Annotated in this window: 12 protein-coding genes, 1 tRNA gene and 1 pseudogene; 7 read left to right on the forward strand and 7 right to left on the reverse strand. The window is 34.6% G+C overall.

Going from position 1 to position 12,775, the window contains the following annotated elements:
• Positions 1-20: 20 nt before the first annotated feature.
• A complete protein-coding gene (gene uvrB, locus ACG59Z_RS03225; protein WP_016804922.1) occupies positions 21-2,042 on the reverse strand; it encodes an excinuclease ABC subunit UvrB in 2,022 nt (673 codons plus the stop codon).
• A gap of 524 nt (positions 2,043-2,566) precedes the next feature.
• On the opposite strand from uvrB, the gene ACG59Z_RS03230 reads away from it, so the two are divergent.
• From ACG59Z_RS03230 to ACG59Z_RS03245, 4 genes are all read left to right on the forward strand, one after another.
• On the forward strand, positions 2,567-3,496 hold the full coding sequence (locus ACG59Z_RS03230) for a hypothetical protein (protein WP_400197926.1): 930 nt from the start codon (positions 2,567-2,569) through the stop codon (positions 3,494-3,496).
• Between the two features lie 228 nt (positions 3,497-3,724).
• Positions 3,725-4,948, forward strand: a complete 1,224-nt coding sequence (locus ACG59Z_RS03235; protein WP_400198020.1) for an acyltransferase family protein — start codon at positions 3,725-3,727, stop codon at positions 4,946-4,948.
• Positions 4,949-5,042: 94 nt separating this feature from the next.
• On the forward strand, positions 5,043-5,834 hold the full coding sequence (locus ACG59Z_RS03240) for a hypothetical protein (protein WP_016804923.1): 792 nt from the start codon (positions 5,043-5,045) through the stop codon (positions 5,832-5,834).
• Positions 5,835-5,977: 143 nt separating this feature from the next.
• Positions 5,978-7,414 (forward strand): diguanylate cyclase domain-containing protein, encoded by a 1,437-nt coding sequence (locus ACG59Z_RS03245; RefSeq protein WP_396462442.1) that lies wholly within the window; start codon positions 5,978-5,980, stop codon positions 7,412-7,414.
• A gap of 29 nt (positions 7,415-7,443) precedes the next feature.
• Here the strand turns inward: ACG59Z_RS03245 and ACG59Z_RS03250 are convergent, their stop codons facing one another.
• Positions 7,444-7,623, reverse strand: a complete 180-nt coding sequence (locus ACG59Z_RS03250) for a hypothetical protein (protein WP_002118942.1) — start codon at positions 7,621-7,623, stop codon at positions 7,444-7,446.
• A 208-nt stretch (positions 7,624-7,831) separates the two neighbouring features.
• Here ACG59Z_RS03250 and ACG59Z_RS03255 point away from each other — a divergent pair, with 208 nt between their 5' ends.
• Entirely contained in the window at positions 7,832-9,067 is a 1,236-nt protein-coding gene (locus ACG59Z_RS03255; protein WP_279970084.1) for a pyridoxal phosphate-dependent aminotransferase, read from the forward strand.
• 53 nt (positions 9,068-9,120) lie between these two features.
• Here ACG59Z_RS03255 and ACG59Z_RS03260 read toward each other — a convergent pair whose 3' ends face one another.
• A complete protein-coding gene (locus tag ACG59Z_RS03260; protein ID WP_263614349.1) occupies positions 9,121-9,528 on the reverse strand; it encodes a GFA family protein in 408 nt (135 codons plus the stop codon).
• A gap of 185 nt (positions 9,529-9,713) precedes the next feature.
• Here ACG59Z_RS03260 and ACG59Z_RS03265 point away from each other — a divergent pair, with 185 nt between their 5' ends.
• Positions 9,714-10,151, forward strand: coding sequence for a PaaI family thioesterase (locus tag ACG59Z_RS03265; protein ID WP_002119022.1), 438 nt, complete (start codon positions 9,714-9,716; stop codon positions 10,149-10,151).
• A gap of 14 nt (positions 10,152-10,165) precedes the next feature.
• Here the strand turns inward: ACG59Z_RS03265 and ACG59Z_RS03270 are convergent, their stop codons facing one another.
• Both ACG59Z_RS03270 and ACG59Z_RS03275 read right to left on the reverse strand, forming a co-directional pair.
• Entirely contained in the window at positions 10,166-10,594 is a 429-nt protein-coding gene (locus ACG59Z_RS03270) for a hypothetical protein (protein ID WP_400197927.1), read from the reverse strand.
• Positions 10,595-10,635: 41 nt separating this feature from the next.
• Positions 10,636-10,759: pseudogene (locus tag ACG59Z_RS03275) on the reverse strand (hypothetical protein).
• Positions 10,760-10,829: 70 nt separating this feature from the next.
• Between ACG59Z_RS03275 and ACG59Z_RS03280 the strand changes: the two are divergent.
• Positions 10,830-10,905 (forward strand) — tRNA-Asn (locus tag ACG59Z_RS03280).
• A gap of 187 nt (positions 10,906-11,092) precedes the next feature.
• On the opposite strand, the gene ACG59Z_RS03285 is transcribed toward ACG59Z_RS03280, so the two are convergent.
• Positions 11,093-11,851 carry an SDR family NAD(P)-dependent oxidoreductase gene (locus tag ACG59Z_RS03285; RefSeq protein WP_400197928.1) on the reverse strand — a complete coding sequence of 253 codons (759 nt, stop codon included), beginning with the start codon at positions 11,849-11,851 and terminating at the stop codon, positions 11,093-11,095.
• A gap of 273 nt (positions 11,852-12,124) precedes the next feature.
• Entirely contained in the window at positions 12,125-12,769 is a 645-nt protein-coding gene (locus tag ACG59Z_RS03290) for a tRNA-(ms[2]io[6]A)-hydroxylase (protein ID WP_400197929.1), read from the reverse strand.
• Between the last annotated feature and the right edge of the window lie 6 nt (positions 12,770-12,775).

Consider the following 12,775-nt stretch of genomic DNA (forward strand, 5'->3'; position numbering starts at 1 on the left):
ATGTAGTGTTATGTATCCATTTATTGCAACATTTGCGCTTTTAAACGAACAATTTCATCACGAATACGTGCCGCTTGCTCAAATTGTAAGTCTTTAGATGCTTTTAACATTTCTTTCTCAAGCTTAGTAATATGCTTACTAAACAATTTAGGATCAGAAAGAATATGTCGATCATCGGCACTCAGTGCTTGTGCCTGCTCTAATACCTTCTCATCAATTTGATCATCTGAAAGCACTTCACCTGCATCAATTTCTTTGATGACCTGACGAACAGCACTACGAGGTGTAATACCATGTAGTTCGTTGAACTCAATTTGTTTGGCTCTACGGCGCTCAGTCTCATCAATTGCTTTTTGCATAGAATCAGTAATTCTATCTGCATATAAAATTGCCTTACCTTTCACATTTCGCGCAGCACGACCAATGGTCTGAATAAGCGAACGCTCAGAACGTAAAAAGCCCTCTTTATCTGCATCTAAAATAGCAACTAAAGAAACCTCAGGCATATCCAAACCTTCACGAAGCAAGTTAATACCGACTAAAACGTCGAATACACCTGTACGTAACTCATGAATAATTTTGACACGCTCAACTGTATCGATATCTGAGTGCAAATAAGCAACCTTAACGCCATATTCTTTCAAGTAAGACGTTAAATCTTCCGCCATACGTTTAGTTAAAGTGGTCACCAACACACGTTCATTTAAATTCTTACGAATATTAATTTCAGAAAGTACATCATCGACTTGTGTAAGTACTGGGCGAACTTCAATTTCTGGATCAATCAAACCTGTTGGACGAACAACTTGCTCAACCACTTGTTCTGACTTTTCCAATTCGTATTTAGCGGGCGTTGCGCTCACAAATATAGTGGTCGGAACAATACGCTCCCACTCTTCAAATTTCATAGGGCGGTTATCAAGCGCACTTGGTAAACGGAAACCATAATTCACTAAGTTTTCTTTACGTGAACGGTCACCTTTATACATTGCGCCAATTTGAGGAACCGTTACATGCGACTCATCAATAATCAGTAAAGCATCATCCGGTACATAATCAAATAATGTTGGTGGGGCTTCGCCTGCAGGACGGCCCGATAAATGACGAGAGTAGTTTTCAATACCATTGGTATAGCCTAACTGCTGCATCATTTCCAAATCATAGCGAGTACGTTGCTCGATACGCTGAGCTTCAAGTAACTTGTCATGTTCACGGAAGAACTTAAGCTGGTCTTGAAGTTCATCCTTAATGGTATCAATAGCACGTGTTAAGTTGTCTTTTGGCGTTACATAATGACTTTTTGGATAAATCGTAACACGTGGTACTTTGCGCACCATCTTACCGGTGAGTGGATCAAACCAGCGAATTGAATCTACTTCGTCATCAAAAAGCTCAATACGAATCGCATGTTGGTCAGATTCAGCTGGGAAAATGTCAATAATTTCACCACGAATTCGGTAGGTACCACGTAAGAATTCAAGCTCATTACGTGTATATTGCATTTCAACCAAACGACGAATAATTTCGTCTCGACTCACTCGGTCACCCTGCACCACATGCAATAACATTTGCATATAAGCATTTGGGTCACCCAAACCATAAATAGCAGATACAGAAGCAACAATAATTGCATCACGGCGTTCTAACAAAGCACGTGTTGCCGATAAACGCATCTGGTCAATATGGTCATTAATTGCTGCGTCTTTTTCAATAAACGTATCTGAAGACGGAACATAAGCCTCAGGTTGATAATAATCGTAATAACTTACGAAGTACTCAACCGCATTATTTGGGAAGAAGGCTTTAAACTCACCATACAGCTGGGCTGCCAAAGTCTTATTATGCGCCATCACAATGGTTGGTCGTTGGGTTTGAGCAATTACATTTGCCATGGTATAGGTCTTACCTGAACCAGTCACACCCAACAGTAACTGATTACGAAAACCTTTTTCGACACCATTCACCAGCTTTTCAATTGCCTGTGGCTGATCACCCGCTGGCTGGTAATGAGTGACCAAATCGAAAGGTTGATTTTCGTTCACAGTTCTCTCTCTTTATAAATATAGATAATTTGGTATTAATGGAGTCAATAAGCCAAATTTACAATCATTTTTCTGAACTTTAGTCAGATTACAAACTGTATTTACGAATAATAAAATTAAAGTTACAACAAGCCACGGACTCACTTCTATAAAAACTTACAAGATATTGAACATACTTTGCATCGTGCAAATCATCTCCTCTATAAGGCTAAAGCAAATTTAGAAATCAAATTTATTTCAACTTATTCACTTGAATAAATTAAATATATTAAAAAAATAAAGTAAAATAAATTTCAAAAAATTATTTCTAAAAACTGCAGTTCACATACTTTTTATTGAATGAAACTGATCATACTTATCAACAAGTATATTCAATTCAAGCCAAAATTTAATTTTTATCAAAATATTATCTCTTATTTAAGAAAAATTTAGTTTTCATATATAAGATATTGAAAATTCTAGTGAATCGTTTATATTTTCTCTACACTTTTAAATAAAAATTTTAAACCACAGCTGGAATGCTTATGAGTAAATTGAATAAAATTATTGTACTACTATCTCTCACCATAACATTACAAGCTTGTGGTAATGAAAGCTCTTCTGCTGATCAAGGTACTTCTCCCCTACCACATGAAAAAAGAGACATATATATACTTGGCAGTAGTACTTTTGATAATATGAATAGTGCATTGAGCACTGTAGCATCTCAAAATAATTATAATTTAATTAATTATGCTAGAGGAGGTGAATATTTATATAGCATGTGCTTAAGAATCGGAGCTTTTCCTGGCACCGTTAAGTTCAAAGACTCACAACTATCACTAAATTCTAAAAACTATTTTGATGCAGATTGGCCAATGGATCATTCATTAAAAACATTTGATGTAAAAATTAATGAGAACCAAGGACAAATCGGTGTTGATGAAAATGGATATTATTTTATTTCTCAACAACTTATTCAAAAAAATATTGATAAGAATACAAATTATCCTGTGTATAGTTCATTTCCTAAGGTTAAAAAAGACTCTATTTTTATTGTTAACCTAGGTAAAAATAATTTACTAAGTGAAGATCAGGTAATAGGAACCTCTCAGTATGTAATTGACAAGTCCAATCAATGTATTAATTGGATTGATGAGAATCTTACACATAATATTTTAGTGGTTGGTTTCTTTACATCGACACAACCATCTCAAAACCTTTTAGAAAAAGTCACACTTGTAAATAATTCATTATTAAAAACATATTCAAATCACTATTTTGATTTAAAAGGATATATAGAAAGTGATGAAATCTGGACAGATACAGGTATCTTGCCTACATCAAATGACATAAAAAGTCAAAAAAATCAATCAATACCTTTAAGTTTATCTAAGGACTCAATACATGTAAATGAAAAAACAAACGTTGCTATCAGCACCAAGCTGATCAGTTTAATATCCAATATATTTTAAAGACCACCTTTGAAGTACTAATATATCTATATTAGTACTTCAAAGAATTGGCAGTATATAGGCACAAAAGGCTACTTAAGAAAAACTTAACAAAAAGAACAAAATACAAACACTTGAGTCAAAAAAACTTGAATTTAGCTTACAAAATATACAAATAAAAACAAATATACTACATACCGCCTTAATATATGTAAAAATGAATATTTCAATTTTATGACAATTAAATTTATGATTTTGTCTAGAAAGATCATTGGATTAGATTTACTAAGGTTTAGTATGTCTTTGATTATGGTATTATTTCATATACAATCTTTAGTAAAAGATTCTATACTTAATAGACTAATCTACAATGGTTTTTTTGCAACTAGTACTTTTTTTATACTTTCAGGTTTTATCTTAACACATGTATATCACAAGAAAATTCAAGAAAATAAGTTTTCTAATTCCACTTTTCTAATTAAAAGATTTTCTGCTCTCTACCCTCTACATATATTTACAATGTGTTTAGCTATTTTTATTTTTTTCTTATTGCAATTGATTGCAAAGAGAACTTTCCCAATTGAAATACCATATCAGTCACTTGCAGATTACACCTCTTCTTCTAAAACTTTTGAATTATATTTTTTTGATTTATTACAATATATTACTGAAAGTATTATCCTAATCCAAGCGTGGGACTATCGATTTCTTTTTTTGAATGGAGCTTCTTGGTCTGTATCAGCTTTATTCTTTTTTTATTTAACTTTTCATTTTTTTGTAAAAAAAATACAATATCAAAAAAATTTAAAAATTCTTCTGATTTGCTGTTGGCTAGCAGCAATGTTTCCAGCATTTTACTTTACTGTAGCACAAAACTTTAGTTCTGATGTTATTGGAATAATGCATAGAAATCCATTGTTAAGACTTCCTGATTTTATTGCTGGGATTATTTTCTATTTCATATGCTTAAGAACAAATTTAACATCCCAAATATTTCAGCTATTCTGTTTTTTAGTTGCATTTTTAGGTTTTATTTTAATGAATATTTTAGTAAAAATGGATCTAAAACAATGGGCTTACTTATCACATAATGGCCTTTTTTTATTTACACAACTTGCTCTAATTTATAGTTTCCTACAAATCAAATTTAACAATGCCACTTTACGTTCATTAGTTGAAAGACTGGGTAAAGCATCTCTTTCTATCTATATGTTACATTTACCACTAATTTCGATATATTTCATAATTTATCGTTTGATTATTGCAAGTTCTGAATCAAATACAATTCATGAACTTATAGTTAATGCAAAAAATATTGAACATCTAAGTACATTTTCAATATTTATATTTATTACTTTACTTATACCTCTTAGTCTGTATCTTCAGGAAAAAATATTTACTCCGATTCAGATAAAACTTTCAGATGCACTAATTAGAAGTAAAGAAAAGTTCAAAGAAAGAAAATTAATCTAAAATTCTAAACAGAGATTAATTTCTCTTTTCCTCTCTTGACCAATGCTTTAAACGGTTGCAACATGGACTTATCCATTAGATAAAAAGCATAACCATGACCTATCAATATCATGATGAAAGTATTGTAACTGAACTCCCTGAAGATACAGTGTTTGTCTTCGGTAGTAATATGGCTGGGCAACATGGTAGTGGAGCCGCACGTGTTGCCAGTCAGCATTTCGGGGCTGTAGAAGGCGTGGGACGTGGCTGGGCTGGACAAAGCTTTGCAATTCCAACTTTAAATGAACATATTCAACAAATGCCACTCTCCCAAATCGAGCATTATGTTGAAGACTTTAAAATTTATGCAAAAAATCATCCTAAAATGAAATACTTTGTGACTGCTTTAGGATGTGGGATCGCAGGTTATAAAGTTTCCGAAATTGCTCCGCTTTTTAAAGGCATATATCACAACGTGATTTTTCCAGAATCATTTAAACCGTATGTTGAAGATAATGCTGTTTCACAGTTTCCGACACTCACTCAAAAAATGGTTCAAAGTTTCATTAACGATGAAGTTATTTTTTACTTTAATCATGGCAGTGACTCTTTTGAAGACGCTTTAGATAAAACTGATTTATCAAATGCTGAAAAAGCGATAGCACTGATTGTTTTAAATGAAGAGTTATATCCTCGTGACCGCTATGGCAGAGGCCGAGACCATGAATTGAGTGATATTTTAGGTAAGCTCAATGGCAAGATTTTCAATATTCATGGTAACTCAGAAGGCGCAATGATTTTTGTCAGTGTCATTGTGGCACTGATGGAACTTTACGATTTCGATGAACAAGACTTCATTAAATTATGGCGCGGCGAGAAAAATATCGACCACCCAATTAACCGTTAATTTATTTTGATATTTTATGAGTAAAGCAGATAAATTCTGCTTTCTCATTATTTTAATTATTCTAAAGATTTAAACTGATTATTTTCCCAAATCTTAATTTTTCTCATTATACTTTAAGACGAACTGAATACTTAAAGAAACAAATGGAAACTTTAGATTCTTCAATTTTTGACTTAACCCCAATTCCAATGTGGATTGAGGACTTCAGTGAAGTTAAGCAGTTATTTGACCTATGGAGAAATCAAGGGGTCGAAGACCTATATGAATTTCTAAGTCAAAATGAAAATTTGATTGTTGAATGTGCCCATAAAATTAAAATTATTAAAGTCAACCAAAAAGTATTAGAACTTTTTGAAGCAAAAAACCAAGAAGAATTATGTGCCAACTTAAATCTTATTTTTAAAAAAGAAATGTTTGAAGCCCATATTCATGAACTCGAAGCGTTATGGAATGGCAAAACTCATTTCTCAAGTACCACTATAAATTACACGCTCTCTGGTAAACGTATTGATGTACAACTGCGTGGAGCAATTTTACCGGGTTCTGAAACTACATTTGACCGTATTTTAATTACCACCGAAGACATTACGCCGTATCAAAATGCACTTCGTCAGGAAGAGAAAAATCGACGCCTAGCAGAGTCAATGTTTATCTACTCCCCGACTTCGCTTTGGGTTGAAGATTTTAGCCGTATTAAAAATAGAATTGATCAGCTTAGGCTATTAGGTATTGAAGACTTTAGAACTTTTCTAGATGTACACCCTGAGTTTGTGCGTCAATGTATAGAAGATATTCTAATTTTAGATGTTAACCAGTCGACTCTCGATTTATTTAAAGCACCTGACAAAACGACTCTCTTAAAAAATACCCATAAAATTTTTGCTGAAGAGATGGTGGAAACTTTTAGAGAACAGCTGATTGAACTCTGGCAAGGAAATATTCACCACAAGCGTGAAGCTGTTAATTATGCCTTAGACGGACAAATTAGAAATGTCTTACTGCAATTTACCGTATTCCCCGGCTATGAAGAGACTTGGGGATTGGTACAAGTTGCACTTACAGATATTACTGCACGAAAGAAAGCTGAAAATTATTTAGAATATTTGGGCCAGCATGATGTACTGACTAAACTTTATAATCGTGCTTTTTTTACAGAAGAGCTTAATCGCTTAAATCGCAGCATTATTCGTCCTGTTTCTTCAATTTTTTTAGACATGAATGGTTTAAAAGAAACCAATGATCAACTTGGTCACGATATTGGCGATGGTTTATTGCGGCGTGTAGGTAATATTTTAAATCAGGCAATCACAAATACTGCATATACAGCTTCTCGAATCGGTGGCGACGAGTTTGTGATTTTAATGCCTGGTGCTGATGAAGCGAATGTTTTAATGATGCTGCAAACTATTCAGGAGCTTTTCAATATAGATAATCAATATTACTCAAGCCATCCAATTAGTATTGCTATTGGACATGCAACCACAAAAGAAAATGAACAAGTGGAAGATATGCTAAAACGCGCAGATCACAGCATGTATCAAAAGAAAAAAAGTTATTATCAAGAAGTGCCACAACAATAAAAAAACAGGCATATTGCCTGTTTTTTAAATTAACGCTTACCCATAGAACGGCGCGTACCACGAGGTGGCATCCAAGTTCTATCTGCATATTGCTCTGGCTTCGGACGCACTTGGTTGTGTACAGCATCATCTGCTTGATTGCTTTCATTCGGCATTGGGAATGGCAATTTCACCAAAGCCTTTTTCTGTTTTGGCTGTTGCTCAGTCATAATTCAGTCTCGATATTTCGATTGCGACTTATTATAAAGGATTTTTCTCATTTCTTTCGAAAAAAGCTTCAATTGAGTAAAACCACAACAAGATCTTTCTTAAATTAAACTTTTTTACATCTAAAAATACCCACATCCGCAAATTGCCTAATTTTTGCGATAAGATAGTATGCTTTTTATTTTTTAATCCCATAAGAGGAATATTGCCGTGGACGTACGTCTTTCTGATCGTGTCAATGCTATCAAACCGTCCCCTACACTTGCTGTAACTAATAAAGCTGCTGAGCTTAAAGCTGCTGGCAAGAATGTGATTGGTTTAGGTGCTGGCGAGCCAGATTTTGATACCCCTCAACACATTAAAGATGCTGCAATTGAAGCAATTAATAATGGTTTCACCAAATATACGGCTGTAGATGGTACTCCTGGGTTAAAAAAAGCAATTATTGCTAAGTTTAAGCGTGATAATAATCTTGATTATCAACCAAACCAGATTTTGGTTTCATGTGGTGGTAAGCAAAGCTTCTTTAACTTGGCACTTGCGCTATTAAACAAAGGTGATGAAGTGATCATCCCTGCTCCATTCTGGGTAAGCTATCCAGATATGGTGATTATTGCTGAAGGTACACCAGTTATTGTGAAATGTGGTGAAGACCAACGTTTCAAAATTACACCTGAACAATTAGAAGCTGCAATTACGCCAAACACTCGTTTAGTGGTATTAAACAGCCCATCTAACCCAACAGGTATGATTTATAGCAAAGCTGAATTAGAAGCTTTAGCAGAAGTTTTGCGTCGTCATCCACAAGTATTTGTTGCTTCTGATGACATGTATGAACCAATTCGTTGGGAAGATGAGTTCTACAACATTGCAACTGTTGCTCCAGATTTATATGACCGCACAATTGTTTTAAATGGTGTATCTAAAGCATATGCGATGACTGGTTGGCGTATTGGCTATGCAGCCGGCCCAGCAAAAATCATTGGTGCAATGAAAAAAATCCAGTCTCAATCAACTTCTAACCCAACTTCAATTTCACAAGTTGCTGCTGAAGCTGCATTGAATGGTCCACAAGATGTTTTAGAGCCAATGATTGAAGCGTTTAAACGTCGTCATGACTTAGTGGTTAATGGCTTAAACGACATCAAAGGGATCTCTTGTTTACCTGCTGATGGTGCATTCTATGCATATGCAAACATTCGCCCTCTTATTCGTGCAAAAGGCTTAAAGTCTTGCACAGAATTCTCTGAATGGTTACTAGAAGAAACTGGCGTAGCAGTTGTTCCTGGTGATGCATTTGGTTTAGGCGGCTTCATGCGTATTTCATATGCAACAGCTGATGAAGTACTTGTTGATGCGTTAGCACGTATCAAAAAAGCTGCTGAATCAATCGAAGGTGTGGATGCTGCAATTGCATCTATCGAAGCTGAAAAAGCTGCTAAATAATTTGTAAAATTAAAAAGGCCTCAAAATTGAGGCCTTTTTTATAATTAAAATTATTATAGGTTAAATAACGCAGCGACCTGTGCCTCAGTCAATTTCTTCGTATCATTTTGAAAAGTATAAAAATCGGGTTTTGAATCAATAAAAATTTCCATATCCAAATTCAAGTCTTCTACTGGCTCATTTAAAGAAAATACATTGATATTACAGTAGCTTTGATCTTTCGTTCTCCAAAAAATTATCGTTCCACAAGCATTACAAAAGCCTCGTTCTCCCCAGTCAGAAGAGTTAAATACACTAAGATGCTTTTGCTGAATAAACTTTAAACTGCCTTTGACCACATCAACTGTCATATTGACACCACTAGTTTGTCTACGACACATCGAACAATGGCAAGCATGTACATCATGATTTTTTAATTCAACTTCAAAAGTTGTTTTACCGCATAAACACTGACCGTTCATTATTATTTTCCACAAGAAGTTTATATTTTTAGGGTTATAAAATATTCTACTGAACCACATTTTACAAGTTTATAAACTATAAAATAGCCATATTTCTTATACTTGCTAACTTGACAATATGCATTTTAACGCCTAATTTAACATCAAGTTCCATTTTAGAACTTTAATTACTGAAGGACTCCAAAATGAAAAATCCTATGGAAATGACAGGTCTCGAATTTTTACAAGCCATGATTGAAGGTCACATTCCACCTGCCAGTATAAGCAAAACTATTCCAATGCAACCTACTGAAATTTCTGAAGGATCTGTGACCTTTAAAGCACAAGCAGATCATAATCATTTAAACCCATTAGGTGGCGTACATGGTGGCTTTGCAGCAACTGTCTTAGACTCGGTGACTGGCTGTGCTGTCCATACAATGTTACCTGCTGGTGTAGGTTATGGCACCATCGACCTTAATGTAAAAATGTGCCGCCCTATTCCTCAAAATCAGGCTTTAATTGCCACTGGTAAAGTCATTAATTTAAGTAAAAACTTAGGTATTTCCGAAGGCAAAATTATTGATGAAGAAGGTAAACTTTATGCGTATGCAACAGCAACCTGCATGATCATTCGACCATAAAAACTAAGGCAGCTTTAAACGGCTGCCTTTTTTATTAAGTCAGGAAGATCTGGACGATCACAAGTTTGTGCAACCACATAAGGTGCCCAAATATTCTTAAGTTGAAGCTCTATCACTTTATGACACTGAGTAGACCAAGCTAAAACTTTATTTTTACCTAGTAATAATTCACCTTCGAGTTGAAAAATATAGAGAGGTTTCGATTGATCTAGTAACTTAGAACACTTTAAAACTTTCAGTGAAGTATGCACATCCCATTTTGAACTAAACCAGAGTTGTAATAAGTCACCTAAGTACAAGTCCTGCTTTTTAAATGGAAAAGCATTGATCCATGCATCTTCTACAGGTGTGTAATAAGATTCTGATTGAGTTAAGACATTAAGATAATTTTGTTGATAAAAATCAAAATTAGAAAAAATAGAAGCGATCGTAAGCGTTTTCATACTTATCTCCGATTTAGCCATTTTAGTGCTGGCAAGTTGGTTTAAATCCACACTGTTTGGATTACTCCAAACGCTTGTTCTTTTTTGAATCTAGCAATTGAGTTTTTAAAGTGCAAGTCATTTATGAACTTACCACCCAACTTGATCAAATAAAAAGCATACAATACAAAAATGAAGGAAACATGACGATTTTCACTTGACCCTTGTCAAAATCTCCTTATAATCGCATGCAGATTCTCCCATAGCTCAGTCGGTAGAGCGACGGACTGTTAATCCGCAGGTCCCTGGTTCGAGCCCAGGTGGGAGAGCCAAATACTAAAAAGCCCGCAGCATTAAAGCGGGCTTTTTTTATTGCCATTTATTTTTAATGCCTATAAAAAATCCCCTACCTATCTGTAGAGGATTTGCTTTTCATGATTTGAATATTCACTAGATTTAATCATCAGATCTAAATTTAAAGAATATCTTCCCCATCTTTAGATCATTTTTAAAATTCTATTATTCTGCTTCTATAACTTTTAATGGGTTAAAAGACTGCGTTGTTGGCATCATTTCTATACGGTTAATATTAATATGAGCTGGTTGCGATGCAATCCACGCGACCGTATTTGCAATATCTTCAGGCAAAATTGGGTTTTTCTTATCATAGAGACTACTCACTTTCTCCTGATCCCCTTTAAAACGCACAAGAGAAAATTCAGTTCCCCCACACAACCCTGGTTCAACGTTAGTTATACGCACACCAGTACCAGCCAAATCAGCACGAAGATTTAGACTAAATTGCTCCACAAAAGCTTTTGTTGCACCATACACATTACCACCAGGATATGGATATGTACCTGCAATTGAGCCCATATTAATGATTAAGCCAGATTTTTTCTTTACCATGCTTGGCAAAATTAGTCGGGTAACAGTAACAAGCCCCTTAACATTGGTATCAATCATCGTGTACCAATCATCTAATTCTGCCTTGTCTGCCGATTCTAAACCTAATGCCAAACCTGCATTATTTACGAGCAAATCAATTTGATCGATTTGAAATTCATTTGGTAATTCTTTGAATATTTTATTTATATTTTCTGCTGTATCCGTCATATCAAATACTAATGGGTAGAATTTTTCACCAAGTTCTTGTTTTAGTTCTTCTAGTTTTTCTGCCCGTCTTCCGCAACCAATAACTTTATAGCCTAACTCAATCAGCTTTTTTGAAATGCTATAACCAAAACCTGCCGATGCGCCTGTAACTAATGCTAACATTCTTATATCCTTAGAAATGATCAACTATTTCAGTTGAACTCATGATGAACATATCAGCCTTTATATTTACACAATATTGATTATTAGCCTAAAAAAATAAAAGTTTTTTTAAAAATTTTAAGAGAAATTAAAATCTATAAAAAATATATTTATTAAATAATTATATGCATTTAAAAACTAAAAGCAGAACATGTCTATAGCCAAAAAGATAACGCTCACCTAATAAAAAAGTTTACCGTGAAAGGTAAACTTCTTTAACTGAGGCATTTAAGACTATGCAGGAATACCACTATGAAAACGGAAAGTATCATCTGGAGTCAAAATCAGATTCTTTTCAACCTCACGGATGTGTTCAATACGCTGCTGAATATCCTCTTCAGGATCTTTCATTTTTGCAGTTTTTGCGACATCAAGCGCTAGTGCTAAATAGTCTTCAAAATGACGAGATTCAGACTTAAGCAGGTAACGATAATAGCGTCCCAGTTCGTCATCTACACGCGGAGCAAGTGCATAAAAACGTTCGCATGAACGTGCTTCTACAAAAGCTCCGATAACCAGTACGTCAATTAAAGCTTCTGGCTCATATGTACGTATCTCTTTTCGTAAACCACCCGCATAGCGACCTGCACTTAAACCTTTCCACTCTTGCCCACGTTTCGTCATAAATTCGAGGACTTGTTCATAATGAAGCATTTCTTCACGTACAAGTTGAGCAAGTTTAACTTGTAGATCTGTAAAAAAACTATAGCGGAACATTAAGTTCATTGCCGTACCAGCTGCTTTTTTTTCGCAATTGGCATGATCTTGCATCAAGATATCTAAATTATTAACGGCCTCATCTAACCATTCATTTGGAGTTTCACATCCCAAAAATGCTAACACTGGCTGCATTAATTCATCGTAATTGATACTCGACATTACTAA

Origin of the sequence: Acinetobacter sp. ABJ_C1_1, from assembly GCF_044684115.1 — a bacterium.
Classification (GTDB): Bacteria; Pseudomonadota; Gammaproteobacteria; order Pseudomonadales; family Moraxellaceae; genus Acinetobacter; species Acinetobacter nosocomialis_A.